This is a genomic window from Micromonospora sp. NPDC049497 (genome assembly GCF_044465805.1).
In the GTDB taxonomy this organism is placed as follows: domain Bacteria; phylum Actinomycetota; class Actinomycetes; order Mycobacteriales; family Micromonosporaceae; genus Micromonospora.
Window position 1 is genome coordinate 234,361 of the sequence record NZ_JBITMC010000002.1, and the last position, 25,309, is coordinate 259,669.

The 25,309-nt window shown below is 71.8% G+C and carries 28 protein-coding genes; 18 read left to right on the forward strand and 10 right to left on the reverse strand.

Annotation, left to right across the window (positions count from 1 at the left end; genetic code table 11):
- Positions 1-418 precede the first annotated feature (418 nt).
- Positions 419-1,609 (forward strand): low temperature requirement protein A, encoded by a 1,191-nt coding sequence (locus ACIBR0_RS04365; protein ID WP_280841131.1) that lies wholly within the window; start codon positions 419-421, stop codon positions 1,607-1,609.
- A 431-nt stretch (positions 1,610-2,040) separates the two neighbouring features.
- Positions 2,041-2,391, forward strand: a complete 351-nt coding sequence (locus tag ACIBR0_RS04370; protein WP_396712641.1) for a hypothetical protein — start codon at positions 2,041-2,043, stop codon at positions 2,389-2,391.
- A gap of 21 nt (positions 2,392-2,412) precedes the next feature.
- Here ACIBR0_RS04370 and ACIBR0_RS04375 read toward each other — a convergent pair whose 3' ends face one another.
- Complete coding sequence (locus tag ACIBR0_RS04375; protein ID WP_396712642.1) at positions 2,413-3,735, reverse strand: IS110 family transposase; 1,323 nt, start codon at positions 3,733-3,735, stop codon at positions 2,413-2,415.
- A 222-nt stretch (positions 3,736-3,957) separates the two neighbouring features.
- Between ACIBR0_RS04375 and ACIBR0_RS04380 the strand changes: the two genes are divergently transcribed.
- From ACIBR0_RS04380 to ACIBR0_RS04405, 6 genes are all read left to right on the forward strand, one after another.
- Positions 3,958-4,188: a hypothetical protein gene (locus ACIBR0_RS04380; RefSeq protein ID WP_396712643.1), complete on the forward strand. Its 231-nt coding sequence runs from the start codon at positions 3,958-3,960 to the stop codon at positions 4,186-4,188.
- A gap of 378 nt (positions 4,189-4,566) precedes the next feature.
- Positions 4,567-5,079, forward strand: a complete 513-nt coding sequence (locus tag ACIBR0_RS04385; protein WP_396712644.1) for an NUDIX domain-containing protein — start codon at positions 4,567-4,569, stop codon at positions 5,077-5,079.
- A 446-nt stretch (positions 5,080-5,525) separates the two neighbouring features.
- On the forward strand, positions 5,526-6,209 hold the full coding sequence (locus ACIBR0_RS04390) for a DUF1345 domain-containing protein (RefSeq protein WP_396712645.1): 684 nt from the start codon (positions 5,526-5,528) through the stop codon (positions 6,207-6,209).
- A gap of 111 nt (positions 6,210-6,320) precedes the next feature.
- A complete protein-coding gene (locus ACIBR0_RS04395; RefSeq protein ID WP_396712646.1) occupies positions 6,321-7,253 on the forward strand; it encodes an NAD-dependent epimerase/dehydratase family protein in 933 nt (310 codons plus the stop codon).
- A 51-nt stretch (positions 7,254-7,304) separates the two neighbouring features.
- On the forward strand, positions 7,305-7,781 hold the full coding sequence (locus ACIBR0_RS04400; RefSeq protein WP_396712647.1) for a GNAT family N-acetyltransferase: 477 nt from the start codon (positions 7,305-7,307) through the stop codon (positions 7,779-7,781).
- 35 nt (positions 7,782-7,816) lie between these two features.
- The gene (locus tag ACIBR0_RS04405) at positions 7,817-8,278 is read left to right on the forward strand and encodes a DUF1707 domain-containing protein (RefSeq protein WP_396712648.1); all 462 of its coding nucleotides are present in this window, start codon (positions 7,817-7,819) and stop codon (positions 8,276-8,278) included.
- An 8-nt stretch (positions 8,279-8,286) separates the two neighbouring features.
- Here the strand turns inward: ACIBR0_RS04405 and ACIBR0_RS04410 are convergent, their stop codons facing one another.
- A complete protein-coding gene (locus ACIBR0_RS04410; RefSeq protein WP_396712649.1) occupies positions 8,287-8,976 on the reverse strand; it encodes a VOC family protein in 690 nt (229 codons plus the stop codon).
- Positions 8,977-9,093: 117 nt separating this feature from the next.
- Between ACIBR0_RS04410 and ACIBR0_RS04415 the strand changes: the two genes are divergently transcribed.
- Positions 9,094-9,474, forward strand: a complete 381-nt coding sequence (locus ACIBR0_RS04415; RefSeq protein WP_396712650.1) for a VOC family protein — start codon at positions 9,094-9,096, stop codon at positions 9,472-9,474.
- A gap of 97 nt (positions 9,475-9,571) precedes the next feature.
- On the forward strand, positions 9,572-10,438 hold the full coding sequence (locus tag ACIBR0_RS04420; protein ID WP_396712651.1) for a helix-turn-helix domain-containing protein: 867 nt from the start codon (positions 9,572-9,574) through the stop codon (positions 10,436-10,438).
- A gap of 3 nt (positions 10,439-10,441) precedes the next feature.
- Here the strand turns inward: ACIBR0_RS04420 and ACIBR0_RS04425 are convergent, their stop codons facing one another.
- Positions 10,442-11,275 carry an endonuclease/exonuclease/phosphatase family protein gene (locus ACIBR0_RS04425; protein WP_396712652.1) on the reverse strand — a complete coding sequence of 278 codons (834 nt, stop codon included), beginning with the start codon at positions 11,273-11,275 and terminating at the stop codon, positions 10,442-10,444.
- 76 nt (positions 11,276-11,351) lie between these two features.
- Here ACIBR0_RS04425 and ACIBR0_RS04430 point away from each other — a divergent pair, with 76 nt between their 5' ends.
- The gene (locus ACIBR0_RS04430; protein WP_396712653.1) at positions 11,352-11,684 is read left to right on the forward strand and encodes a PadR family transcriptional regulator; all 333 of its coding nucleotides are present in this window, start codon (positions 11,352-11,354) and stop codon (positions 11,682-11,684) included.
- Positions 11,678-12,652, forward strand: coding sequence for a hypothetical protein (locus ACIBR0_RS04435; protein WP_396712654.1), 975 nt, complete (start codon positions 11,678-11,680; stop codon positions 12,650-12,652). The genes ACIBR0_RS04430 and ACIBR0_RS04435 overlap by 7 nt, the downstream gene beginning before the upstream one ends.
- 9 nt (positions 12,653-12,661) lie before the next feature.
- Here the strand turns inward: ACIBR0_RS04435 and ACIBR0_RS04440 are convergent, their stop codons facing one another.
- The 3 genes from ACIBR0_RS04440 to ACIBR0_RS04450 are packed head-to-tail and all read right to left on the reverse strand — an operon-like array spanning position 12,662 to position 15,316.
- Positions 12,662-13,432 (reverse strand): nucleotidyltransferase domain-containing protein, encoded by a 771-nt coding sequence (locus tag ACIBR0_RS04440; protein ID WP_396712655.1) that lies wholly within the window; start codon positions 13,430-13,432, stop codon positions 12,662-12,664.
- 1 nt (position 13,433) lies between these two features.
- On the reverse strand, positions 13,434-13,991 hold the full coding sequence (locus ACIBR0_RS04445) for an NUDIX hydrolase (protein WP_396712656.1): 558 nt from the start codon (positions 13,989-13,991) through the stop codon (positions 13,434-13,436).
- Between the two features lie 59 nt (positions 13,992-14,050).
- On the reverse strand, positions 14,051-15,316 hold the full coding sequence (locus ACIBR0_RS04450; RefSeq protein WP_396712657.1) for a M48 family metallopeptidase: 1,266 nt from the start codon (positions 15,314-15,316) through the stop codon (positions 14,051-14,053).
- 210 nt (positions 15,317-15,526) lie between these two features.
- Here ACIBR0_RS04450 and ACIBR0_RS04455 point away from each other — a divergent pair, with 210 nt between their 5' ends.
- Positions 15,527-15,730 (forward strand): hypothetical protein, encoded by a 204-nt coding sequence (locus tag ACIBR0_RS04455; RefSeq protein WP_357038854.1) that lies wholly within the window; start codon positions 15,527-15,529, stop codon positions 15,728-15,730.
- A gap of 58 nt (positions 15,731-15,788) precedes the next feature.
- Here the strand turns inward: ACIBR0_RS04455 and ACIBR0_RS04460 are convergent, their stop codons facing one another.
- Positions 15,789-16,604: a hypothetical protein gene (locus ACIBR0_RS04460; protein WP_396712658.1), complete on the reverse strand. Its 816-nt coding sequence runs from the start codon at positions 16,602-16,604 to the stop codon at positions 15,789-15,791.
- Between the two features lie 96 nt (positions 16,605-16,700).
- Here ACIBR0_RS04460 and ACIBR0_RS04465 point away from each other — a divergent pair, with 96 nt between their 5' ends.
- Together ACIBR0_RS04465 and npdG are read left to right on the forward strand one after the other, a co-directional pair.
- On the forward strand, positions 16,701-18,134 hold the full coding sequence (locus ACIBR0_RS04465; RefSeq protein ID WP_396712659.1) for an RNB domain-containing ribonuclease: 1,434 nt from the start codon (positions 16,701-16,703) through the stop codon (positions 18,132-18,134).
- A 67-nt stretch (positions 18,135-18,201) separates the two neighbouring features.
- Positions 18,202-18,900 (forward strand): NADPH-dependent F420 reductase, encoded by a 699-nt coding sequence (gene npdG / locus ACIBR0_RS04470; protein WP_396712660.1) that lies wholly within the window; start codon positions 18,202-18,204, stop codon positions 18,898-18,900.
- Positions 18,901-19,032: 132 nt separating this feature from the next.
- On the opposite strand, the gene ACIBR0_RS04475 is transcribed toward npdG, so the two are convergent.
- The 3 genes from ACIBR0_RS04475 to ACIBR0_RS04485 form a co-directional block, all read right to left on the reverse strand.
- Entirely contained in the window at positions 19,033-19,551 is a 519-nt protein-coding gene (locus ACIBR0_RS04475; protein ID WP_396712661.1) for a hypothetical protein, read from the reverse strand.
- Between the two features lie 126 nt (positions 19,552-19,677).
- Positions 19,678-20,523 carry a 3-methyl-2-oxobutanoate hydroxymethyltransferase gene (gene panB, locus ACIBR0_RS04480; RefSeq protein WP_396712662.1) on the reverse strand — a complete coding sequence of 282 codons (846 nt, stop codon included), beginning with the start codon at positions 20,521-20,523 and terminating at the stop codon, positions 19,678-19,680.
- Between the two features lie 146 nt (positions 20,524-20,669).
- Positions 20,670-22,430 (reverse strand): NAD+ synthase, encoded by a 1,761-nt coding sequence (locus ACIBR0_RS04485; RefSeq protein ID WP_396712663.1) that lies wholly within the window; start codon positions 22,428-22,430, stop codon positions 20,670-20,672.
- 229 nt (positions 22,431-22,659) lie between these two features.
- Here ACIBR0_RS04485 and ACIBR0_RS04490 point away from each other — a divergent pair, with 229 nt between their 5' ends.
- The 3 genes from ACIBR0_RS04490 to ACIBR0_RS04500 all read left to right on the forward strand — a co-directional run bounded on the left by ACIBR0_RS04490 (position 22,660) and on the right by ACIBR0_RS04500 (position 25,254).
- Positions 22,660-24,009 carry a glutamine synthetase family protein gene (locus ACIBR0_RS04490; RefSeq protein WP_396712664.1) on the forward strand — a complete coding sequence of 450 codons (1,350 nt, stop codon included), beginning with the start codon at positions 22,660-22,662 and terminating at the stop codon, positions 24,007-24,009.
- Between the two features lie 91 nt (positions 24,010-24,100).
- Positions 24,101-24,526: a DUF350 domain-containing protein gene (locus ACIBR0_RS04495; protein ID WP_396712665.1), complete on the forward strand. Its 426-nt coding sequence runs from the start codon at positions 24,101-24,103 to the stop codon at positions 24,524-24,526.
- Positions 24,527-24,561: 35 nt separating this feature from the next.
- Positions 24,562-25,254 (forward strand): helix-turn-helix transcriptional regulator, encoded by a 693-nt coding sequence (locus ACIBR0_RS04500; protein WP_396712666.1) that lies wholly within the window; start codon positions 24,562-24,564, stop codon positions 25,252-25,254.
- Positions 25,255-25,309: the final 55 nt, after the last annotated feature.

Here is a 25,309-nt window from a genome sequence, read left to right on the forward strand (position 1 = left end):
CGACGCCCTGGAGACGCCCTGACGCCCTGGGGACGCCCTGATCTTGAGGGCGTGAAAGCTTCAGTTTGGAAGGACGAAGATCACGGCCCCGGGATGCCCGATACGCCTGCTCATGGCAGGGGAGTGGGTTACAACTCCTGCCCGCTCGTGCCCCTTCCGTGCACCGGCTACTGGCACGTGGCTGGCACACAGCCATCTGATCCGTAGCCTCGGCGACGCTGTCCAGAGGCTAAGCGCGCTTCCGGGGCGCACTCCGCCCTGGACAGGCCGGCTCTCCAGCAGACGCGGACCGCGCCGAGACGAAACGGCATGCCTGATGTGTGTTCGCAACGGGTAGCCGCACGCCAGCTACCCGCAGCCAGCGGCGTGGTCCGAATGCCGCACCTTCGGGGGGCGCGAATACGACAGGACGGACGAGATGGCCAGCAATGAGGCAGCCGACCTGGTACGGAGACCCGAGGATCCGCGAGAGGCAACGTTCCTGGAACTCTTCTTCGACCTGGCATTCGTTTTCGCACTCACCCAGCTCTCGTTCGGGCTGATCCAGAACCTCACCTGGCGCGGCGCCTTTCAGACGCTGCTGTTGCTGCTGGCAGTGTGGTGGATCTGGTCCGACACGGCGCTGTTAACCGACGTCTACAGCCCGCAGCGGTCGGTGGTCCAGGTGCTGGTCACCGTCAGCATGGTGGGCACGGTATTGGTCGCGGTCGCACTGCCCGAGGCGTTCGGCGCGCAGGGCCTGGTCTTCGCTGGCGTGTACCTCGCCATCCGGGTCGGTCGGTGCTTCCTCCTGCTGGTCGCCGCGCGGGTCCGGGAGCGGCAGCGCGACGCCCTACGGGTACTCGCCTGGGCTGGGGTGTCCGCGGTGCCGTGGATCGCCGGGGCGCTCGCGCCGGGTACCGGGCGGGAGGTGCTGTGGGCCCTGGCCGTGGTCGTGGACTACACGGGATTCGTCCTCCGCTGGCCCACGCCGGGGCTAGGCCCTACGTCCCAGCCGGAATTCTCGCTCGTGTCCGGGCATTTCGCCGAGCGTCACCGGCAGTTCTTCATCATCGCGCTCGGCGAGTTGATCCTGGTCACCGGACTGGCCTTGCGTGGCTCCGGCTTCCCGCCCGACCGGACCGCAGCCTTCCTGCTGGCAATCACCACCACCGTGCTGCTCTGGCGCATCTACATCTACCGCGCCGGGGAGGTCTTGGCCACGGCGCTCACAGCGGCGCGCAAGCCGCAACGCGCTGCCCGGGCGACGTTCGTCGCCCACCTGGTCATGGTGGCTGGCGTAGTCGCAATCGCCGTCGGCGCCGAACTCGTCATCGCCCACCCGCTCGGGCACGCCCCACCGGCCTGGATCACCGTTATCCTCGGCGGACCCGCGCTGTTCCTCGCCGGGCGGGCCGGTTTCGAGTACGCGGTGTTCAATCGAGTGTCCTGGGCCCGGTGGATCGGGCTGCTCGTGCTGGCCGCCCTGCTGCCGGCAATGCAGGATGCACCGCCGCTGCTGGTCAGCACCGCCGCCACGGTGGTCCTGGCCGGGATCGCCGTCGCCGACGCCGCCCGCTCCCGACGTAGACCATCCGAACTGCCGATGCCACCGGGCGGACCAACATGACCCACGAATACACAAAGCCGGCAGAACGGGCGAGCTGATGGCTAAAGGGCGGGGGAGCTCATGCGCGGGGAACAGGGCTTTTGGCGTGCGCGGTGGGGGTGAAGGATCTCCTCGTCGGGCAGTCGTAGACCGTCCAGCCTTCCCGGACGGGGACAAGGTGGAGCGCCCTACCGGACGAGTCTCAATGGCGCGTGTCAAGGGTTGGTGAGCGTGTTGGGTCTCCTCGGTCGGGCAGGCTTGCCCCTGCCCGGGGTTCTCGGTCGGGTCAAGGTTCGCCGGAGGCGGCCGCGTAGCGGCTTGGCCTTGACCTGGCCGAGGTTCTCGGGCAGTCCTTGGGATGCCCGGCCGAGGAGATCCGTTGAGGTCTCTGAGGGAGGGTCGGGGTGCGGGGCAGGGCCCCGCCGAGGGTCGGCGGCGGGGATGATCAGTTCGTGAAGAGCCTCACCGAGCTTGCCGTGGACCTCTGCGCTGATCCGGAACATCCCGAGCGTCCGGGGAACCATATGAACGAGGCAACCTGGGACTTCATCGAGGCGCTGACCTTTGCGGACGCTGACACGATCATGGTGATGATCCGTGAGATCATCCCTGACCTCACGGGCGACCTTCCGGTTTGGGCGAGAAACCTCGCTTTCCGCCTGGCGTGTTTGCAGCGGCCCGACGATGCTGAGCTTCTGCGTGCAGCCGCCGCGGACCTCTACTTCCATGGGCCTGACTGGGACGAGCACGCCGAGAAGCTGCTGCGTCGTGCCGACCAACTGGATGGCTCCTCGCCGACCTGATGGGCCAACTGAGCGTGCAGCTCAGGCGGGGGCCGTCGCTGGTGGTTGGAGTTGGAAGCACCGGTTGTCGCGCAGCAGGGCCCACAGCACGTCGACTCGACGGCGGGCGAGGGCTATCAACGCCTGCTGGTGCTTGCGTCCCTCAGCGCGTTTGCGCTGGTAGTAGTCCCGGTTCGGGCCGTTCATCCGCAGAGTGCTCATCGAGGACATGTAGAACACGTGGCGCAGCCGTCGGTTGTAGCGCTGTGGGCGGCGCAGGTTAGCGACGCGCTTGCCAGAGTCACGGGCCACCGGCGCCAGACCCGCGTAGGCGGCCAGGTGATCAGGGCTGGCGAAGGTCGACAGGTCCCCGACCGCGACGACGAACTCCGCCGCCGCCAGTGCCCCCATGCCTGGGAGGCTGCGAATGACGCCGGCCTGCGGGTGCGCAGCGAACGCCTGCTCGATGGCCTTGTCGGTGTTCTTCTTACGCTCGTGCAGTTGCAGCAGGTGGCTGGCCAGCTCGGCGGCGAGAGCAGCAGCGGTGTCCTGCCCTGGCAGGATGAGATCCTGCTCAGCCGCGGCAGCCAACGCCTGATCGGCGACCTTCGCGGCGTTCACAGCCCGGTGCCGGCGCAGATGAGCCATGAGCTGGTCGCGTCCGGCGGCACGGATCTGCTCGGGCGTCTGATACGCGCAGATCAGGACCAACGTTGCGTGGTTGGTGAACGTCAGCGCCCGTTCCAACACCGGGGAAATCCCCAGCATCAGCCGGCGCAGCCGATTCACGGTGCGGACCCAGTCCTCAACCAGGTCGGCGCGGTGCGCCACCAGCAGCGCCAGCCTGGCGATCAGCTCCGTCGGAGTCTCCACCGGCAGGAAGTCACGCCGCATCCGCGCGGTGTTCGCGATGACCACCGCGTCACGCGCATCGGTCTTGGCCTCGCCGGCGAACCCAGCAGCCATCGTCTTGACCGTGCGGCCCGGGATATAGACGACCCGCTGCCCGGCCAGCGCCAACATGGCCCGCAGCAGCGCGGTCTCGCAGCCGACCAGGTCAACTGCCCACACCACCTCGTCATCCGCGCCGACCCGGTCGACCAGGTCAGCGATCGCCTGCTGATCATTGGCCACCCGCGTCGACCACAGCACCCGCCCGGCCACGTCAACAGCCGCAGCGTGGTGAGCCTGCTTGCCCGCGTCGACGCCCACCCATACCTGCACCAAGCCGTCCTCCCGAAGCACCCAGATCCAGGTCACCTCGGACGACCCCGCCAGCAGTTCCTTAGCAAGCGACAATTCGCAGATCTCAATCAGCGGCCAAGGCGCCCTGAGCTGGCTGGGCGGCCGCTCGTCCATGGCCACCTGACGGCAAACGACCTTGAGCCACACCCAACCAGCCCGGCGGCCCGGAACACCATCCAGACGCAGAAACCCTAAGGAACGACCTTGTCACCGCAGGGCAGGTCTGCTCGGCTCCGCCTGGGTCGGCGGTGGTCGGGATGGCCCGCATCCCAGAAGCCCGAAGTGCTCCCGCCGGAGGCACCGCAACGACACGGCCCGGCTCGCCGATGCTTTACTGAACTCATGGTGGGTCGTATCACTTGGCGCAGCATCGTGGCCACGGCGTGGGCCGTGTGGCTCATCTGCGGCCTGGCGATGTGGCACGACTGGATCGACGGGTCGACCGCCTCATTCATCGGCTCGTCGGCGCTGGTCTCGCTGCTGCTGCTGACGAAGCTCGGCGTGAAACGGCGGCTCGTCGGCGATCACGGTCCGGCATCGCCGCTGTCGGAGCCTCGTCACAGCGACGCTTGAGGGTGCGGCCCGCCGCGCCGGCCGATGCCGGCCGGAGGTCGCCAGCAGGCTGGCGCGAGCGGGCGCGGTGCGCCGCGCTCGCGCGGCGCCTTGATCCTTAAGAGGCTAATTCGGCAGTGGTGCGAGCAACTTCTCTGTCCTGTCACGGGACATACTTGACGCTCACGTCCCACCTGATGCCCGACATGATCCTCAAGGGGCGCTGCGGAAGCCTTCACGGTCCGCGACACGGCGCGCATCGCGGCATGGCCGGACCGCCGGTGATGGGCTGCCATGGGCTGCCACGCCCCGTAGTGATCGGATCGCTGCAGAGCCGGACGTCTGGGCGTCCCCTCTGGCTGGAGCGAGCTTGTCCTATCCCTCTGCTCTAATCCCGCCATGCATGTCGTCGTCACAGGCGCACTCGTTGAAAACGACACGGTCCTGCTAGTACACCGCAGGCCGACCAAACGGGCATACCCGAACGTATGGGATCTGCCTGGGGGACAAGTCGAAGCGGGTGAGTCGGAACTACAAGCCCTCGCGCGTGAGATGCACGAGGAGCTCGGTGTTCACATTGTGGCGGAGTCCGCTTCACGGTTGGGCGTCTTGCATGCCGGCAGTGGTGAGGACGCCGTTCACGTGGGCGTCTGGCAAATTGGAGACTGGGTTGGCTCTCCGACCAACCGTGCACCTGACGAGCATGACGACATCGCATGGGTCGGGATCAGCGAGCTGGGCGGCCTTCCCCTCGTGCATGGCGTCTTGGCGGCAATGGTTCGTTCTCTGCCTGAGTTTGAGTGCGCCCGCAGGCACTCAGATGTAACCGACTGTAACCAGGACGACCGAGAAACCAAGGCCGACTGTCGTGCATGTGCTGGGACGGATTCGTCAAGCAGGTGGTGGGACTAGACACCCGGCAGCCCGGCCAGCTGGCTGTCCGAATGGGCAGTGCTGAGGGGGCGATCGCAACGACCACCCTGTCCTCGTGTCCACTCGCGGAGTAGGTCTTCCAATTGACCCACGAGGCGATGGGCGACGAGCCACGACGCGGCTGTCATGACCAGGGGGCAGGTGAGGGCGAGACCGGATGCCTGGTAGGGAACTCCCGCGTCAGCGAGCGCTGTCACGCTTCCTCCGTCTCGTCGTCGGACAGTCCCCGACCGTCCCCCTTCAGGGCGGCTGGGTCGCAGGAGGTCACCGTAGGCGGGGGCCCGGCCGGCGCGGGCCGCCCTGATTGTCGCGTACGGCGCCCAGAGGCATGCCGTTGCCGGATCAGTCGGTCGTCCAGGTGACGAACGGGCTCGCGTGCGCGGCTTTGCGTACGCCCAGGCGGCGCGGTGGGGGAAACTCGGGCAATGACCGGAATGCCCCCGGAGACGTGGTATCACCGATGCCTGGGCTGGCACGCCCCTGCCCTGCGGCGAGCCGTCATCGTCGCCTCCATCGGGCTCGTCGTCGCACTCGCGCTCCTGCCGTTCATGACGTGGCAGTTGGCCGCGGTCGGGGGCTGGGACGCCGCCGCACTGGCCTTCCTCGTCACCATCTGGCCGGTCATCCTCCGAGCGGACAGCTCCCACACCGAGATGCTCGCCATGCGTGAGGACGAGACGCGGGTGACCGCAGCAGTGCTGCTGGTCGGGGCGGGCGTCATCAGCCTGCTGGGTGTCGGCCTCGCTCTCAGCCTCGCCGGCCGGCAGGGCGGCTCACTCCGGATGCTGCTCGTGGGCGTCGCAATGCTGACCGTCCTGCTGTCGTGGACCGTCGTCAACACCGTGTTCACCCTGCGCTACGCCGACCTGCAGTTCGGGTCGACGACCGGGGGGATCGGCTTCGGCGGCCAGTCTGAGCGGGGGCCGACCACCTACCGCGATCTGGCCTACGTCGCCTTCACGATCGGCATGACGTACCAGGTGTCGGACACGACCATCAGCGATCCGCGGATCCGGGGCAGCGTGCTGTCCCATGCCGTCCTGTCGTACGTCTTCGGTGTGGTGATCGTGGCGGGCTCCGTCAACCTCGTCGCCGACCTGGCCCGCTGAATCCCCTTTCGGCGCACCGGAGGCGAGGTCACGCCGCCGGACGCGGGACCGGCGGTACGGTCACTCGACGACCGTCGGCGACGAGCAGGCCGCGGCAGTAGGGAGACGGTGGTGCGGATCTTCGTCGCCGGGGGAACAGGGGTCGTGGGTCGGCCCCTCGTCGAGGCGCTGGTGGAACTCGGCCACGAGGTCACGGCCAGCACCCATCGGAGCGAGAACTTCTCCGTCGTGGAGGCGCTCGGGGCGCGGCCGGCGTTGATGAACGGGCTGGACGATGCCGAGGTGCGGCAGGCCATCCTCGGGGCCGAACCCGAGGTGGTCGTCAACCAGATCACGGCGCTCTCCGCACCGTCCAGGGATTACGGGAAGTGGTTGGAGGTGACCAACCGGCTGCGGAGCGAGGGCACCAGGTCGCTGATGGCGGCGGCCCGTGAAGCCGGCACCCGTCGGGTCGTCGCGCAGAGCGCCAGCTTCATGACCCAGCCGGTCGGATCGGGGCCCACGGACGAGTCGGCGCCGCTGTACCTGGAGGCTCCGGAGCCGATCCGAAGCCACGTCCAGGCGAACGTCGCGGCCGAGGCCCTGGTGTTGGGCACACCGGGAATCGACGGAGTCGTCCTGCGCTACGGGTTTCTCTACGGTCCGGGTACCGCGATCGGGCCGGGTGGCGAATGGGCGACCGGGGTCGGGTCGGGCGACCTGCCGATCGTCGGCGAGGGCGCCGGCCGGTATCCGTTCGTTCACGTCCGCGACGCGGTGTCGGCCACCGTGCAGGCGGTCGACCGGGGAAGCCCCGGCATCTACAACGTCGTGGGGGACGAGCCCGCCCCCCAGGCCGAGTGGCTGCCCTACCTGGCCGAGATCCTGGACGCCCCTCCGCCGCGGCGCATGTCCGAGGAGGAGGCCGAGGAGCAGATCGGCGTTCAGGCCGTGTACTACGGCACCCAGCTCCGGGCGGCCAGCAACGCCAGGGCCAAGGCTGAGCTGGGGCTGAGCCTCGCGTACCCGTCATGGCGGGAGGGGTTCCGCGAGCTGTTCAGCTGACACCGTCGGAACTCGGTGGTCATGGCATGTTGCCCGACGGTAGAAAGCGGCATGACCTGGACCCTGGCCCCGGAAGCCTTCGACTCGCCCGCCGCCAGCAGCCTGCGCCGTGACTACTACGACGAGGTCGCGAGCCGGTACTGGAAGCGGCCCGCGACCGCGCGGGAGATCGCACAGGGCCTGACCGGGGACGGTGCCGAACTGCTCACCCCGCCCACGGGCCAGTTCGTGGTCGGCCGCTACGCCGGCGAGGCCGCGGCCTGCGGCGGGGTGCTGATGCTGGACGCCGAGCGCGCCGAACTCACCCGTGTCTACGTGCGTCCGGCCTTCCGTGGGAGACAGGGCGCCGGCCTCCTGTTGAAGCTGCTGGAGGAGTACGCGCGCACGCTCGGCGCCCGTCGGATGGTCCTCAACACCCGCCTCGACCTGACCGAGGCCCGCGCGCTGTACGTCCGCCACGGATACGCCGAGATCCCGGCCTACTGCACCGGTCCGTACATGGAGGTCTGGTACGGCAGGGAACTCTGATGCCGCGTCGTCCGGCTCGTGGCTAGGCTCCTGCCGTGAACAGCCACGACGACCACGACACGGACCCGAGCGGCCCCTCGCAGGATGTTCGAATCGGCACCCCGGAACGTCGGGCGGCGGAGGACGCGCTCGAGGTCCACCTCAGCGAGAAGCGCCTGGACCCCGACGAGTTCGAGCGGCGGGTGGAGGCGTGCCAGCACGCACGTAACCAGGCGGAGCTGTCCCGGATATTCGCCGACCTTCCCGCGCCCCACCCGGAGCTGCCGTCGTCCACCGTTCCGCCGACCGAAGCCGACCAGGACATCGACATCCCCGCTGTCGCGGTGGCGGGCTGCCTGACGTTGGGGCTGGGCCTGCCGGTGGCCGTCGTGCTCGGGTTCGCCTACGGCACCTGGTGGGCCCTTGCCGTACCGGTGGCGGTGACGGTGGCGATGACCTACGTCGAACATCTGCGTCAGCCGCCCCGAGCACCGATCCAGAGCAGCGAACAGGACTGACACACACGTCACGACGGACCGATCCAGCCGGCCGTACCGACGCACGCCTCGTTGCCCTCGGCGTCGGCCAGCACCCAGAACGACGGCGCCGCCGCGTCGCTGACCAGTCGGCCACCGGCGGCCAGCGCCGCCGCGATCCGCGCCCCGGCCCGGTCGTACGGGACCCAGACGTCGATGTGCATCCGGTTGCGCTGCGGGCGGGGCGCGTCCATCGTCTGGAACCACAGCATCGGGCCACGGCCGCGCGGGTCGATCAGATCCTCTGTGCTGTCGGGGCGGTCGGTGTAGTCGAGCAGGGCACGCCAGAACGGCAGCACGTCGGGCCCGACGAGAGCGTCGACGGTGACCTGGACGGTCTGCACGGCCGACGGGTCGGCGGGGATCCCGAGGTCCCGGGCCGCCGCCGAGATCCGTCGTGCCAGCTCCACGTCGCGTCCGGTCAGTCCGTAATGGTCGGGTGTGATGGTGACCAGCCGGACGGTGACGGCGTCGTGGCGTACGTCGACGTCGGGATGGTGGGCGTCGAGGTCGGACAGCCCGGAGATCGCCTGGACCAGCCGCGCGCCGACCGGGAAGGATCCGGTACGGAAGCACGCGCACGCGCCTTCACCCACCACCCGCCAGTCCTCGACACCGGACGCCTGGTGGAACTGCTCCGGCGTGAGCCGTCCGGTCGTACCGCTCGCCACCTCGGTCACGTCTCCGCCCTCCGATCCGGGGTGCCCGTGCGGCACCCCCCGGACGAGTGTCACCCCGGTTCCCGACACCCTCTGTCGGGATCGCAAGGAGGAAGAGCCGTCGATACTCTGCGCGGCATGCATCGAAGCCGCGTGTTCGCCTTGATCATCGACGCCCCCACCGACGAGGCCGCGCAGGCGACGGCCTTCTGGTCCGCCGCCCTCGGTGCCCGGGCCGAGCCGTACGCGCCGGAGCCCCAGTTCACCAGCCTGCACGAGGCCCTGCCGGGCATCGTCACCGCCGTCCAGGCGGTCGACGACGCACCCCGGTTCCACCTGGACATCGAGACCGACGACGTCGAGGCGGAGACCGCCCGGCTGCTCGCCCTCGGCGCTGTCCAGGTGGCCCGGTGGCAGGAGTGCCGCGTACTCCGGGCGCCGGGCGGGCACCTGCTCTGTGTCCTGCCCCAGGAGACGCCGCCGGAGGTCTTCGACGCCGACGCGCGCACCTGGCCCTGACCGGGGCAGCCACCACCCGACCGGAGCGGGCACGGCATGTCGGGTCTCGGACCCTCCCGCCGACCTAGCGTGGTCGGCGACAGGGAAGGAGGTCCGGGTGCTGGAGCGGTTGAACCAGGTCATGGACCACATCGAGCGGCACCTCGGCCAGCCGGTCGACGTGGCCGAGTTGGCGCGGATCGCGATGACGTCGGAGTACCACCTCCGGCGGCTCTTCTCCGCGCTGGCCGGCGTCGGGCTGTCCGAGTACGTCCGTCGCCGGCGGCTCACGGTCGCGGGCGCGGAGGTGCTCGCGGGGGAGCGGACGCTGCTCGACATCGCGGTCCGCTACGGCTACGGCTCCACCGAGGCGTTCGCCCGCGCGTTCCAGGCCGTGCACGGCGTGGGCCCGGGAGAGGCCAGGCGTACGGGGGCGGCACTGCGCTCCCAGCCCCGGATGTCCTTCCGACTCATCGTCGAAGGGAGCAGCAGCATGCGATACCGGATCGTGCAGAAGGACGGGTTCCGGCTGGTCGGCCGGAAGGCCCGGGTTCCGCTCGTGCACGAGGGCATGAACCCGGCGATCGTCAGTTTCGTCCGGGGCCTCGACCCGGAGACGAAGGGACGGATCGAGGCGCTGTCCGACCAGGAGCCGCGGGGCGTCGTCAACGTCAGTGACGGCCTGACCGGCAGCCGCGAGGAGGGCACCGAACTGGACTACTGGTACGGCGTGGTGACCGGCGCGGACGCACCGGACGACCTGGACGCCCTGCCGGTGGCGGCGGGCAACTGGGCGGTGTTCGAGACCTCCGGGGCGTTCCCGGAGGCGGTGCAGCACCTGTGGCGGGACGTGTTCACGCAGTGGTTCCCGTCCAACCCGTACCGCAGCCGGCCCGGACCGGAGATCTCCCGTACGCGGGTCTCGGCCGACGGCACCCACGCGGACGCCGAGCTGTGGATCCCGGTCGAGCGGGTACCCATCTGATGCTCAGCCGTCACCGGGGCGGCGGGCGGGGACCCGCAGGTCCGCGAGGACACCGAAGTGGTCGCTCGCCCACACGCCGTGGACCGGCCGGTCGAAGATCCGCCGGCAGTCGACCACCTCCAGGCTCGGCCCGTGGGTGCCGCAGCGCACCATGACGTAGTCGATCCGGCGGCCCGTCTCCAGCGGCATCGTGCCGGTCCGCTGGAGCGGGTTGACCGGGGTGAACGTGTGACCCGGGTCGTGCGGGTGGACCGCAGCCCAGGCGTCCTGGTAGGCGACGCTGAAGCCGTGCAGGGACTGCCGGCCGGTCCAGAACCGGACGCTGGCGGAGTCGTCGGTGTCGTCGAGGTCACCCATGAGGACGACGTGCAGGTCCCGGCCGCCGAGCAGCCGCTCGACGAACCGGGCGGCCGCCACCGCCTGGAGTTCGCGCTCGTGGGCGTACCCGATCTGGTGTGCCGGCTTGTGGTGGACGACCAGCACCGTCCCGACCGGTGGCGGCATCTCGGCCTCCGCCACCACCACGGCGGACCAGGGAAGGTCGACGCGTTCAGTGACGTGCAGGTCCAGTTCGCGTACGGTGCCCAGCGGCCATCTGGTGGCCAGCGCCGCGCCGACGCCGTCGGCGGACCGTCCGCTGTGCCGGGCGACGTGCCAGCCGTCGCCGAGCAGGTCGACCGCCTGGTCGTAGCCGTTGCCCCAGACGGTCTCCTGAAGTGCGACGACGTCGGGTCGCAGCCGGGCCAGCCCGTCGGCCAGCACCGGCCGGCGGCGGTCCCAGTCGGCGTTGTCCGGGGCGAACAGGTTCATCGTCACCACGCGTAGGTCGTGTTCCATGCCGTACGGAGTTACCCCCGCCCGGGGGAGGCGGAACGGGACACCCCCCTATGTAGAGTTCCGATATAGTCCCGGGATGCGGATCACCATCCCGGTCGCGCGGGTGCTCGCCGCGCTGCTGGCCCAGCCGGAGACCGAGCACTACGGGCTGGACCTCATGGCGACGACCGACCTGCCCAGCGGCACCCTCTACCCGGTGCTGCACCGGCTCCGGGGGGCCGGCTGGCTGGCCGCCGAGTGGGAGGCGGTCGACCCGTCCACCGTGGGTCGGCCGGCGCGGCGCTACTACCGGCTCACGGCCGAGGGCGTCGTCGAGGCCCGGCGGGCGCTCGCGGAGCTGCGGGCCCTCGCGGCCGACCAGCGTCCGGGCCTCGGCGGCGCCCGGCCCGGCGAGGCACCGGCGTGGTGACCCGCCGGATCGCCGGGCTGCTGCTCGCGCTCGCCCGCCGCCGCTGGCCGGTCGACCTGCGCGACGAGCTGCACCGGGAGTGGGAGGCCGAGCTGCACGTCCTGGCGTCGGACGGGCGGCGGGCCCGGATGCTGCTCTTCGCCGCCAGCCTGGCCGCCCGCCGCTCGGGTGTCCCGGCCGCCGACCGCGCGCCACTCGGCCGGCGCGTGCTGCGCACCGCGCTGCCGCTCCTGCTCGCGCCGACGGCGTGCGCCGCCATCGTGCTCGCCGCGCTGACGGTGATGAACCTGGTGGTCGAGACCCTGGCGTGGACGGGCGCCTGGGCCTTCGACATGCAACTGCCCATCGCCAGCACCATGGCGGCGGCGGCGGCGGTCGGCCCGGCCATCCTCGCCGATCGGCTCGCCCGCCGCGGAGGCCCGGCGGGCGGGTGGCGCGCGGTCGCCGCGGTGACGGCACCGCTCGCGGCCACCGCCCTGCTCATCGCGTACGCGTTGAGCAACAGCTCCGACCAGCTCCTGGACATCGCCTTCGTCCTGATGTTCTGGCTGGCCGCCCTGGCGGTGGTGCTGCGCACCGCGACGGCCCTTGCACAGCGGGGACGCATCCGTGCGGCGTGGGTCGCCGGCGTGCTCGGCGCGCTGGTCGTCGCCGACCTCGCCGTGGTGCTCGCCGTGCTGGGCGATGTCCCGACCGGCCCCAAGAGCGTCGTGGACGGGGTGCCGCAGGGCGACACCATCGATCCGGTCTCGGCGCCGCTGTGGCTGTTCGCCGTCTACACCAACTCGTCCCTGGGGCTGCCGCGCCCCACCGAATGGGAGATCTTCCTGATCACCGACGACGTGCTGATGGAACCGCTGTTCTTCCTGGCCGCCACCCCGTACGCGCTGGCCTGGGTGATCCGCGCGGCCCGGCGCCGCCGGGAGCCCGGCCTCGCCGTCGCGGCCCCGGCCGTCCTGGCCCCCTGAGCACCGGGGTCAGCCGGCCAGGACCTCGGCCAGGACGCGGCGCTGGAAGGCGCGGGCCTCCGGACCGCTCGGCGGCGGTCCGCCCGTGCGCGCCGCGACGGACCGGTCGATCAGGTCGGCGGGCCATCCGTCGGCGACCAGCCGCCGGCCGGCGTCGACCTTCGACAGCCACTCGCCGTGGCGGACCCGCACCAGCGAGCGGGCCGCGCCGAGCACCGCGTCCTCGGCGCCGGGAGCCGGCTCGTCGCCGGATGGCAGCGGCAGGGCCAGCCACCAGCGCAACGCGTCGACCAGCAGGGCCCGCAGGTCGGTGGGGGACAGGTCGGCGAACGCCTCCGCCGCCGGCGGGCCGAGCAGGGCGTGCCCGCCCTGGTGCAGGATGCTGCGGTCCAGCCCGTACCAGAAGCGGCCGTCCTCGACGGGCCGCTCGCCCGGCGACCAGGTGACCCGGAACGGCATCCGGGCCCCGGTGTTCAGCTCGACCTCGAAGCCGGGCTCCGGGGTGCCGGAGCGGGCCACGTCCCGGCGGTAGACGACCAGTTCCAGGCCGCGTGCGGGGCACGGCAACGCCTCGTGCCGCAGTGCGCCCACCAGTGCGCGCTTCCGCCCGTCGTCCAGGGCCGCCGCGCAGACCAGGGCCACGTCGACGTCGCTGCGCCCCGGCTCGTACGCGTCCAGCGCCACCGAACCGGCCGCGTACGCCCCGACGAGGTCGTCGCCGAGCACCGCGCGGGCCCGGACGACCAGCGCGGCGAGGTAGTCCTGAACGGCCTGGTCCACGTCAGTCCTCCGGCGACTCGGACCAGGCGGTGCCGGCGGGCAGGAACCAGGCCGGCCGTCCCCCGTCCGACGCGGCCGGGGCCGGCCGGTGTTCCCCGGCCTCCAGCGCCTTCTCGGTGATGCCCAGCGCGTGCGCGATGACCACCCGGGCGTGCCGGTCCAGCGTCGGCAACGCGTCCGGCGGGAACCACCCGACGGCCACCGACTCGTCGTCGTTCACCCGGGCCGTGCCGCCGAGCAGGTGGCAGAGGAAGCCGATGTTGAGGAACTCGCAGCGGTCCCCGTTGGGGTAGGTGTGCGGGCGGGCGACGACGCTGCTCAGCCGGGCCGGCTCGACCTCCAGGCCGGTCTCCTCCCGGACCTCCCGCACGACGGCGGTGGCCGGCTGCTCACCCGGCTCGACGATGCCGCTGACGACCGACCAGCGCCCGTCGTCTGCCCGCTGCCCTAGCAGCAGCTCACCGGCGTCATTGCGGACGACGGCGCTGACGCTCGGAAGCCAGAGCAGCTCGGTGCCGACGTGCCGGCGGATGCGGTGGATGTACTCCGGTACGGCCATCCGGCGATCCTATGCGGGCCCGAGGGCACGCCCCGCCGTGCGGCCGACGGGATCGCCGCTCACCAGACCAGCGTCAGGCGCACCCGCTCGTACTCCTTCGTCAGCTCGTCGTCGATCCGCGCGGAGCGGGCCTCGGTGAGCGTGACCAGGGCCCCCTGCCACCCCCTCTGCTCGAGCATGAGCCGGCGCAGCCCCGTCGGCGGGTGCGTGGAGAACAGTGACGCCTCCTCGCGCAGCGACAGCTGACGCAGCTGGGGCAGCCGGGCGGCGGCGGCACTCCGAGCCTCAGCCACCGCGGTCCGCCATCGCTGCGGCCCGTGTCCGTTGCGGGCCTCCCGGCGTACGGTCTGGTGCAGCGACTCCATCCGCAGCAGACCGTCCAGCAGGTCGGTCGCCGCCGTCGAGCCCGCCGCCTTCGCGGCCATCTCGTCGGCGAGGTACTCGGCGCGCTGGCTGTCCCGCAGGGCGACGCACACCAGGGCCAGGTGCAGGGCGAAGAGCAACCGGGCGAGGATCCACTGGAAGATCTTTCCCAGGGCGGCGCCGACCGTCTCCAGCAGGCCACCCCGGATCGTCTGCACCGGTCGGACCAGGTCCGCCGCCGAGCCGAGAATGGTGAAGGCGGGTTGGGTGAGCAGCATCCGACGCGGGTCGCCGTTGACGAAGTGGCCGAGTTCGTGACCGAGCAGGGCCACACGTTCCTGCGGCCCCAGTGCGCCCCAGTACGGCAGTCCCAGACAGAGCACCCGCCGTCGCCGGATGCCGAACGTCCCGGCGTACGCGTTGAGGTCGTCGCTCACCCCGATGACGTGCGGCACGGGCGCACCCGTCACCGAGGCCACCTCGTCCACCAGGGCGAACAGTTCAGGTGCCCGGTCGCGGGACAGCACCTCGACGTCCGGGCCGATCCGTCCGAACCGGGGACGCAGCCCGATCGCGAGCGCGATCAGCGGCACACCGAGCACGGTCTGCGGGCTCGGAAAGGGAAACGCGACGACCAGCCAGAGCCCGGTGACCCCGAGCGTGACGACCGAGGTCAGCAGCAGGGCGGAGGCGAGCAGGACGAACACCGTCGCGAGGTCGGCACCCGTCGTGCCGAGTGGGCGCCCCAGGAGTCGCTCGAACTGGCGCCGGATCATCCGGTACCCGAGACGGTGCGTCCACCGGTCCAGCCACGCCCAGCCGAACAGCGGCCCCGTCCGGTCGGCGTCGTACGCGTCGAGGTTCCACTCGCACGCGGGACACCAGGGCACTGCGTCGAGCTGCGAGACCGTCGCGGTGCTGCAGGCCGGGCAGAGCCGGCTGCCCGCCTCTGTGTCGATCATGAGGGTCGACTCTTGTGAGATCGCCCACCGATCGGAAGTGGCCGTTCAGCCGACCTCCGGCTCCGGCGTGCACCGGCGTCATCCGGACGTCGCCTTCAACCGTTTTCGCTGTTCGCGCCCCCTACCGCCGGGAGCGCCTCTACTGTGGAGATCATCGGCGCTTGCGGTGTTCCGGTGGCGTCCGGGTGCGTCGCGGTGCACAGTGATCGCATGAGTGACAGCGGAAGCGGTGGCCACTACTACTGGTGCACCCGACACCACCGGGTCGAGACCGATGCCGACGTGTGCCCCGCCCGGCACGTTCTCGGCCCGTACGCCTCACCGGCGGACGCGGAGAACGCGCTCCAGCAGGTGCGGGAGCGCAACGAGGCATGGGACGCCGAGGACGCCCGCTGGGCCGGGGAGGGCAGATAGGCGGCGCGGGACGGCCCGCGCCGAGGTACTCCGTGCTCCGCGAGGGCGAAGCACGCCCCTAGGAGGGAACCGAGATGGCCGAAGCGCAGCAGGCCACCACCCGCCCGGCCGCCCGGCGCAGCACCGCGAAGAAGACCGCCGCGGCGGAGCGAACCGCGGGCGCGACCCGCCCGTCCACCTCCATCTCAGCGAAGCGGGCGCCGGCCACGAAGGCGGCCGGTTCCGCCGGCCGTGCCCTGACGAAGAAGTCCCCCGTCGCGAAGAAGACCACCACCGCGAAGACGACCACCGCGGCGAAGTCGACCGCGGCGAAGAAGACGACCGCCGCGAAGAAGACCACGGCCGCGAAGAAGACGACCGCCGCGAAGAAGACGACCGCGGCGACGGCGCCCGCGAAGAAGGCCGCGACGAAGGCCACCGCCACCGCGAAGAAGGCCACCGCCACCGCCAAGAAGACGACCGCCGCGACGAAGACGACGGCGGCGAAGAAGACGGCCGCGGCGAAGAAGACGGCGACGGCGAAGAAGACCACGGCGGCGAAGAAGGCCCCCGCGAAGACCTCCACGGCCGCCCGCAAGGTCACCTCGACGGCGAAGAAGACCGCCGCCAAGAAGGCGCCCGCGAAGAAGGCACCGGCCAGGAAGGCCCCCGCGACCCGCCCCGGCGGCACGGCCACCGCCACGAAGGCCCCGGCGCGGAAGGCGACGTCGAACGCCACGGCCCGCAAGGCCACCGCGAAGAAGGCCCCCGCGAAGAAGACCGTCGCCGCGAAGACCCCCGCGAAGAAGGTCACCGCCCGCAAGACCCCGGCCCGGCCGGTCGCCGCACGGGCCACCACGCCCCGGGGCGTACGCGCGACCGCCCGCAAGGCCACCGGCTGACCCGAGCCGCTCCGCGGGACGTGCCGGCGGTCGAGGACCGGCGCGTCGTCGGAGGGCGGATCGTGCGCCGCGCTGTCAGGATGGGCGGCGTGGTGATCAGACGCGTCCTCGCCCCCCGCATCGACTTCGGCGCCCTGCGCCGCGAACTGGACCTGGCCGAGAGCTTCCCGGCCGCCGCGCAGCGGGAGGCGGACGAGGCGGCGTCCGCGCCGCCCCGACCGGCCGTCGACCGCACCGACGTCCCGTTCGTCACCGTCGACCCCACCGGCTCGCGGGACCTCGACCAGGCGATGCACCTCGCGCGCCGTCCGGGTGGCGGGTTCCGGGTGACGTACGCGATCGCCGACGTCGCCGCCCACGTACGCCCCGGGGGCCCGCTGGAGGAGGAGACCTGGCGGCGCGGGCAGACCATCTACCTGCCCGACGGCACGGTGCCGCTGCACCCGAAGACGCTCAGTGAGGGCGCGGCCAGCCTGCTGCCCGACGTCGACCGGGCCGCCGTGGTGTGGACGATCGACCTGGACGCCGACGGCGCGACCGTCGCCGTCGATCTCCAGCGCGCGCTGGTGCGCAGCCGGGCCCAACTGGACTACGTCACGGTGCAGGCGGATGCCGACGCCGGTCGCCTGCCCGAGCCCCTCGCCCTGCTGCCCGAGATCGGCGCGCTGCTCACCGCCCGGGGCCTGCGCCGCGGCGCGATCAACCTGCCGCTGCCGGAGCAGGACGTCGAGCCCGACGGCGACGGCTGGCGGCTGGTGCTGCGCGGCCCGGTGCCGATGGAGGAGCACAACGCCCAGATCTCCCTGCTCACCGGGATGGCCGCCGCCGACATCCTGCTCGCCGGCCGGATCGGCCTGCTGCGGACGATGCCCGCGCCGAAGCCGGAGGCGGTGCAGCGGCTCCGCGCCGCCGCCGCCCCGCTGGGCGTGCACTGGCCGGACGGGGCCGGCCCCGGTGCGGTCATCGCGGGGTTGGACCCGGCGCACCCCCGGGCGGCGGCCTTCGTGGACCAGGCGGCCGAGCTGATGCGCGGGGCGGCGTACACCGCCTTCGACGGGACGCTGCCCGAGCAGTCCGCGCACGGCGGGGTCGCGGCCGCGTACGCCCATGTCACGGCGCCGTTGCGGCGCCTGGCCGACCGGTACGCGACCGAGGTCTGCCTGGCCCTGCACGACGGCCGGGAGATACCCGACTGGGCCCGGGCGGCGCTGCCGAAACTGCCGGAGGTGATGGCCGCGACCGACCGGACCGCGTCGACGGCCACCCGCGGCGCCATCGAACTCGCCGAAGCGGTCCTGCTGGAGCACCGGGTCGGTGAGGTCTTCGACGCGGCCGTCGTGGACGTCGACTCGCCGCCCTACCCCCGGTCCCGGCCGGGCCGCCGCCCCGGCGGCACCGTCGCCCTGGACGACCCGCCGGTACGCGCCCGCTGCCTGGGCGACCTGCCACTGGGGGAGCGGATCCGGGTCCGCCTGGTCACCGCCGACCCGTCCGCCCGGTCGGTCGCCTTCGAACGCGCCTGACCTCGGGCGGGGTTTGTCACAGCGCCCGATACTGCTGCCGGTGCGGCGGTTTTGCGAGGATGGGCGTATGGCATACGACGCGAGCACACTGCCCGACGTTTCCGGGCTCACCGTCGGCATCATCGGTGGCACCGGTGACCAGGGGCGAGGTCTCGCCTACCGGTTCGCCCGGGCCGGCCAGACGGTGCTGATCGGGTCCCGGTCCGCCGAGCGTGCCGCGCAGTCGGCGCAGGAGATCACGGCCCTTCCCGGGGTGCCCGCCGGAGTCGTGGTGACCGGGGCGGACAACGACGAGGTGGCCCGCCGCAGCGACGTCGTCGTCATCGCCGTCCCGTGGGACGGGCACGCCGCGACCGTCGCCGCGCTCGCCGAGCCGCTGGCCGGCAAGATCGTGGTCGACTGCGTGAACCCGCTCGGCTTCGACAAGCAGGGCCCGTACGCGCTGCGCGTCGAGGAGGGCAGCGCCGTGCAGCAGGCCGCCGCGCTGCTGCCCGACTCCCGGGTGTGCGCCGCGTTCAACCACGTCAGTGCCCCGCTGCTGGCCGACCCGGAAATCGACCGGATCGAGCTGGACGTGCTGATCTGCACCGAGGACCGGGAACTGGTCGACGTGGTCGGCGCGCTGGCCGCCCGCATCCCCGGCATGCGCGGCATCTATGCCGGCCGGCTGCGCAACGCCCACCAGATCGAGGCGTTCACGGCCAACCTGATCGCCATCAACAAGCGCTACAAGGCCCACGCCGGCATCCGCGTCACGGACCTCTGACGCGGCGCTCGCCGCCCCGCCCCGCCCCGCGATCTTGCACTTTGGGTCGATGATCTGCGGCTTTCGTCGTATATGCCGCGACCGAAAGTGCAAGATCGCCGGGGCAGGGGGGCCTGGCGGACGGGCTGAGGCTTAGAAGGTGACGGTGACGCCGACCTTCTTGCAGGCGGCGGAGAGCGTCGTGCCGGCCTTCTCGAAGGCGGGGTCGGCTGCGGCCGTCGCCGGATCCGCGGCCTTCGCCGCTTCGCCGGCCTCGGCGCTGAACGCGGTCAGGGCAGCGGTCACCGGACTCGCGGGGTTGCCGGTGGCGGCGGCCGCGGTCATGTTCTTCTCCAGCCCGCTCAGGACCTTCCCGAACAGGGCCGGCGACGGTGCCTCGCCGGATCTCAGGGCGGCGGTGAGGGCGCCCTTCATGTCGGCGCTGGCCTTCTTCGCCGTCTCGCAGAGCTTCTTGTCGCTGACGGTCGCCGTCGTCGACACGGCGGCGGAGGGGGAGGGGAGGGCTGGCGTCGGGGACGGCGCGGTGGCGGACGGCGCGGTGGCCGACGGCGCTGCCCCGACCGTCGTGCCGGTCTCCTCGCCACCACAGGCGGCGAGGGCCATCAGGGAGACGCAGGCCAGGACGACCGGAAGAAGACGAGAACGAGTCACGGGCGGGTACGTTAGCCGCTTCCCCCGGACGCTCCGCACCGGCGGGCGGCCGCCCCGGCTGGTGGTGGCGTTAAGAGGGGCCCCCTCCTCTACACGAGGCGTTAAGAGGGGGCCCTTCCTTTCACCTCAGAAGGTGTGTTCCGCTGCGGGGAACTCGCCGTCGCGGACCTCGTCGGCGAAGCGGCGGGTCGCCTCGGTCAGCGCGCCGGCCAGGTCGGCGTAGCGCTTCACGAAACGCGGTGCCTTCCCGGTCCGCAGACCGGCCATGTCCTGCCAGACCAGCACCTGCGCGTCGGTGTCCGGTCCGGCGCCGATGCCGACGGTCGGGATCGACAGCTCGTGCGTGATCCGCTTGGCGACCTCGCCGGGCACCATCTCCAGCACCACCGCGAAGGCGCCGGCCTCAGCCACCGCCCGCGCGTCGGCGACCACCTCCTCGGCGGTGTCACCACGCCCCTGCACCCGGTACCCGCCCAGCGTGTGCTCGCTCTGCGGGGTGAAACCGATGTGCGCCATCACCGGGATGCCGGCGCCGACGATCGCGGCGATCTGCTCGGCGCAGCGCCGGCCGCCCTCCAGCTTCACCGCGTGGCAGCCGCCCTCCTTCATGAACCGCACCGCGGTCCGCAGCGCCTGCGTCGGGCCCTCCTCGTAGGAGCCGAACGGCAGGTCGCCGACGATCAGCGCCTGCTTCGTCGCCCGGACCACCGCGCGGACCAGGGGCAGCAGCTCCTCGGCGGTCACCGGCAGGGTCGTCTCGTAGCCGAAGACGTTGTTCGCGGCCGAGTCGCCGACCAGCAGCGCCGGGATGCCGGCCTGGTCGAAGATCGCCGCCGTGTACTGGTCGTACGAGGTGAGCATCGACCACTTCTCGCCGCGCTCCTTGGCGGCGATCAGATCACGGGTGCGTACCCGTCGGGTGGCCGGACCGCCGTAGAGGGCGGTCACCTCGGACGGGGTGGACTCCACCATGGTTCTCTCCTTCCTCGAGGCCGCGTACGCGGTCCCCGGGTTCCGTCGCGATCGTCGCACCACCCGACGGCGCGACGGCAGGGCGGAGTGGAGGATTTCACTCCCGACGCGACCTGACGGTGTCGAGGCCGCGCCGTGCCACCGGCTCAGCCGTCCTCGCGCCACCGGTTGGTGATGGGGAGCCGCCGGTCCCGACCGAACGCCTTCATGGAGATCTTCGTGCCCGGGGCGGACTGGCGGCGCTTGTACTCGGCGGTATCCACCATCCGCAGCACCCGGTCGACCACGGCCGGGTCGTGGCCGGACTCGACCAGGCCGTCGCGGCCCAGGTCGCCGTCGACGTAGCCGATCAGGATCGGGTCCAGCACGTCGTACTCGGGCAGGGTGTCGCTGTCGAGCTGTCCGGGGCTCAGCTCGGCCGACGGGGGCTTGCTGATCGAGCTCTCCGGAATCGGGGGCGTCTCGCCGCGCCGGGTGGCGTCGGCGTTGCGCCACTTCGCCAGCCGCCAGATCAGCGTCTTCCAGACGTCCTTGACCGGGTTGAAACCGCCGACCGAGTCGCCGTAGAGCGTCGAGTAGCCGACGGCCAGCTCGCTCTTGTTGCCGGTGGTCAGCACCAGGTGGCCCTCCTGGTTCGACAGGGCCATGAGGATGACGCCGCGCACCCGGGCCTGGAGGTTCTCCACCGTCACGCCGGACAGCGACATGTTGGCCAGGAACGTGTCCACCATGGGCTGGATCGGCTCGACCCGGTAGTCCAGACCGGTGCGCTTGGCCAGGTCGGCGGCGTCGGACCGGGAGTGCTCGGAGGAGTGCTGGCTGGGCAGCGACACCCCGACCACCCGCTGCGGGCCGAGGGCGTCGACGGCGAGGGCGGCCACGACCGCCGAGTCGATGCCGCCGGAGACGGCGATCACCACCGAGGGAAACTTGTTCTTGTCGACGTAGTCCCGCAACCCGAGCACCAGCGCGTGCCACACCTCGGCCTCGTCGGCGACCGGTTCCATGACCCCGCCGGTGACGGCCGGACCGTCCGGGGTGGGCAGGTCGCCCGGCACCGCCGCGCGGACCACCCGCAACCCGTCGGCCAGTTCGGCGCCGTCGCCCGCGGCGGACGCGGCGGCCGGCAGGTCCACGTCGTGCACCAGCAGGTGCTCGACGAACTGCGGGGCCCGGGCGAGCAGCTCGCCGTCCGCGCCCACGATCATCGAGTCGCCCTCGAAGACCAGCTCGTCCTGGCCGCCGATCATGTTGACGTACGCGATGGTGGCCCCGGCCTCGGCGGCCCGGCGACGGACCAGCGGCAGCCGGATGTCGTCCTTGTTCAGCTCGTACGGCGAGCCGTTGATGTTGAGCACGAGGCCGACGCCGGCCTGCCGGGCGGCGGCGAACGGGCCGCCGGCCTGCCACAGGTCCTCGCAGATCGTCAGCGCCACGTCCACGCCGCCGATCCGGACCACGGTGAGCATGTCACCGGGCACGAAGTACCGGTCCTCGTCGAAGACCCCGTAGTTGGGCAGGTGGTGCTTGAAGTAGGTGGCGACCACCGCGCCGTCGTGCAGCAGCGCCGCCGCGTTGCGGGCCCCGCGGCCCGGCTCGGCGTCACCGCTGACCTGCGGCGGACCGTCGGCGTCCAGGTAGCCCACCAGCACCGGCACCCCGCCCAGGCCGTCGGCGGCCAGGTCGGCGGCGAGCCGCGCGACGGCGGCCTTCGACGCGGCCACGAAGGACCGGCGGAAGACCAGGTCCTCGACCGGGTAACCGGTCAGCATCATCTCCGGGAACGCGACGAGCTGGGCGCCGGCGTCGGCGGCGCGGCGGGTCCAGGCCCGGACCAGCTCGGCGTTGCCGGTCAGGTCTCCGACCGTCGGGTTCACCTGGCACAGGGCGAGACGCAGGGTGGGCATGTCCTCATCTTGCCCCAGCGTCCGGGCGTGGACACGGAGGCCCGGGCGAGACGGCCGCCACCCCGTCCGGGCGCCGCCGGGTCGCCCGCGCCGGGAGGACCCGCACCCGGGACAGGACGGGACGCGCGCGGGGCGGTCGCGTAACGTCGGCGTAACCGGGCCGGTGGAAACTGGTCGGTCAGGCCGGTAGAACCGGACCAAGGCGGACAAGGTGTCGCGAGGAGTGGAAGTGGACCGTCAGCAGGAGTTCGTCCTCCGTACGCTGGAAGAGCGGGACATCCGGTTCGTCCGGCTCTGGTTCACGGACGTGCTGGGCACGCTCAAGAGCGTGTCGGTGGCCCCGGCGGAGCTGGAGGCGGCCTTCGAGGAGGGCATCGGCTTCGACGGCTCGGCGATCGAGGGCTTCGCCCGGGTCTTCGAGTCGGACATGGTGGCCATGCCCGATCCGACCACCTTCCAGGTGTTCCCGTTCGAGGGCGGGGTCAGCGGCGAGAGCGCCCGGATGTTCTGCGACGTCCTGCTCCCCGACGGCGGGCCCTCCTGGGCCGACCCGCGCCACGTGCTGCGCCGGGCGCTGTCGAAGGCCGCCGAGAAGGGCTTCACCTTCTACACCCACCCGGAGATCGAGTTCTTCCTGCTGGAGAACGGCCCGATGGACGGCTCGGTGCCGATCCCGGTGGACACCGGCGGCTACTTCGAGCACACCACGCACGCCGTCGCCCGGGACTTCCGCCGCCAGGCCGTCCTGGCGCTGGAGCGGATCGGCATCTCGGTCGAGTTCAGCCACCACGAGGTCGCCCCGGGCCAGCAGGAGATCGACCTGCGGTACGCCGACGCGCTGACCACCGCCGACAACATCATGACCTTCCGGCACGTGATCAAGGAGGTCGCGCTCTCCACGGGCGTGCAGGCCACCTTCATGCCGAAGCCCTTCACCGACCAGCCGGGCAGCGGCATGCACACCCACCTGTCGCTGTTCGAGGGCGAGCGCAACGCGTTCCACGACGCCGGTGACCCGATGAAGCTGTCGAAGGTGGCCCGTGCGTTCATCGCCGGTCTGCTGGTGCACGCCCGGGAGTACACCGCCGTCACCAACCAGTGGGTCAACTCCTACAAGCGCCTGTTCCCGCAGCACCTGCCCGACCGGGTCACCGAGAGCCCCGCGTACGTCTGCTGGGGTCACCTGAACCGGTCGGCGCTGGTGCGGGTGCCCGCGTACGGCAAGCCGAACTCGGCCCGGGTCGAGGTCCGCTCGCCCGACTCGGCCGCCAACCCCTACCTGGCCTTCGCGGTGCTGCTCGGCGCCGGACTCAAGGGCATCGAGGAGGGCTACGAGCTGCCCCCGGGCGCCGAGGACGACGTGTGGGCGCTGACCAGCGCCGAGCGCCGGGCCATGGGGTACGAGCCGCTGCCGGAGAACCTTGCCGAGGCGATCGACGTGATGGCCGGCTCGGAGCTGGTGGCCGAGGTGCTCGGCGAGCACGTCTTCGACTTCTTCCTGCGCAACAAGCGGGCCGAGTGGGAGCAGTACCGCCGCGAGGTCACCCCGTACGAGCGGCAGCGCTACCTCTCGCTCTGATCGGGGGATCGCCGGGCTGGCGCGGGACCGCTATCGTCTCGATCACCCGCGCCGGCACCCCCGTCGGGCGGTGGAGCCCGGGAGGCGATCGGTGCTGGAGGACCTGTTCAGCGGAGCATGGCAGAGCGTCGTGTTCGGCGTCGTCGGGGTGGGCCTGATGGCGGCGGGGTTCCTGCTGGTCGACCTGCTCACGCCGGGAAGGCTGCGGGAGCTGATCTGGGTGCGGCGCAACGGCAACGCCGCGCTGCTGCTGGCCGCCAACCAGCTCGGCATCGCCGGGATCGTGTTCACCGCGATCCTGACCAGCTACAGCGACTTCGGCAAGGGTCTCGCGTCCACAGTGATCTTCGGGCTGATCGGCCTGTTCATCATGGCGCTGGCCTTCTTCGTGCTGGACCTGCTGACCCCCGGCAAGCTCGGCGAGATCATCTGCTCGGACGAGCCGCACCCGGCGGCCCGGGTCAGCGCCGCCACCCACTTCGGGGCAGCCCTGATCGTCTGCGCCTGCATCGCCTGAGCGCCGTCGTCGTACCCCCGGGTTAGCGTCCGGGGGTGAACCGCACGGACCGTCTCTACGCCCTGGTGGAGGAGCTGCGCGCCGTGTCGCCACGGCCGCGCAGCGCCCGCTGGCTGGCCGGGCGCTTCGAGGTGAGTGCCCGCACCATCGAGCGGGACATCGCCGCGTTGCAGGGCTCCGGCGTGCCGATCTGGGCCGAGTCGGGTCGCGCCGGCGGCTACGTGGTGGATCGCGCCCGCACCCTGCCGCCGGTCAACCTGACCGCCGCGGAGGCGGTGGCGATGGCCGTCGCCCTGCACCGGCTGCGCGGCACCCCGTTCGCCGCCGCGGCCGGCACCGCGCTGCGCAAGGTGCTCGCGGTCATGCCGGCCGCCGACGCCGCCGAGGCGCACCACCTCGCCGGCCGGGTGCACCTGATCGGCGACGGGCCGGGCACGTCCGTCCCGGCCGCCGTCGCCGACGCGGTGTCCGCGCGCCGGGTGCTCCGCCTGTCGTACGCCGACCGCGACGGCTCCTCGTCCCGACGCGAGGTGGAGCCGTTGGGCTACCTCGGCAACTCCCGGCACTGGTACCTGCTGGCGTGGTGCCGGCTGCGCGACGAGCTGCGCTGCTTCCGCACCGACCGGATCCTCGGCGTGGTGCCGCTGGGCGAGGAGGTGCGGCGCGAGCTGCGTCCCGAGGACATGGACATCCCGCAGGAGCGGGTGCGCCCGCTCAGCCTGGTGTGAGCAACCTTGCGCTCAGAGCGTTTCTGAGAGGTTGTCGATCAGGCCCAGGTGGAGA

Excerpts from the sequence above, each read along its gene's own strand:
- ACIBR0_RS04365 (WP_280841131.1), top strand. The coding sequence starts at position 419 with ATGGCCAGCAATGAGGCAGCCGACCTGGTACGGAGACCCGAGGATCCG.
- ACIBR0_RS04380 (WP_396712643.1), top strand. The coding sequence starts at position 3,958 with ATGGTGGGTCGTATCACTTGGCGCAGCATCGTGGCCACGGCGTGGGCC.
- ACIBR0_RS04385 (WP_396712644.1), top strand. The coding sequence starts at position 4,567 with ATGCATGTCGTCGTCACAGGCGCACTCGTTGAAAACGACACGGTCCTG.
- ACIBR0_RS04390 (WP_396712645.1), top strand. The coding sequence starts at position 5,526 with ATGACCGGAATGCCCCCGGAGACGTGGTATCACCGATGCCTGGGCTGG.
- ACIBR0_RS04400 (WP_396712647.1), top strand. The coding sequence starts at position 7,305 with ATGACCTGGACCCTGGCCCCGGAAGCCTTCGACTCGCCCGCCGCCAGC.
- ACIBR0_RS04415 (WP_396712650.1), top strand. The coding sequence starts at position 9,094 with ATGCATCGAAGCCGCGTGTTCGCCTTGATCATCGACGCCCCCACCGAC.
- ACIBR0_RS04425 (WP_396712652.1), bottom strand. The coding sequence starts at position 11,275 with ATGGAACACGACCTACGCGTGGTGACGATGAACCTGTTCGCCCCGGAC.
- ACIBR0_RS04430 (WP_396712653.1), top strand. The coding sequence starts at position 11,352 with ATGCGGATCACCATCCCGGTCGCGCGGGTGCTCGCCGCGCTGCTGGCC.
- ACIBR0_RS04445 (WP_396712656.1), bottom strand. The coding sequence starts at position 13,991 with ATGGCCGTACCGGAGTACATCCACCGCATCCGCCGGCACGTCGGCACC.
- ACIBR0_RS04450 (WP_396712657.1), bottom strand. The coding sequence starts at position 15,316 with ATGATCGACACAGAGGCGGGCAGCCGGCTCTGCCCGGCCTGCAGCACC.
- ACIBR0_RS04455 (WP_357038854.1), top strand. The coding sequence starts at position 15,527 with ATGAGTGACAGCGGAAGCGGTGGCCACTACTACTGGTGCACCCGACAC.
- npdG (WP_396712660.1), top strand. The coding sequence starts at position 18,202 with ATGGCATACGACGCGAGCACACTGCCCGACGTTTCCGGGCTCACCGTC.
- panB (WP_396712662.1), bottom strand. The coding sequence starts at position 20,523 with ATGGTGGAGTCCACCCCGTCCGAGGTGACCGCCCTCTACGGCGGTCCG.
- ACIBR0_RS04485 (WP_396712663.1), bottom strand. The coding sequence starts at position 22,430 with ATGCCCACCCTGCGTCTCGCCCTGTGCCAGGTGAACCCGACGGTCGGA.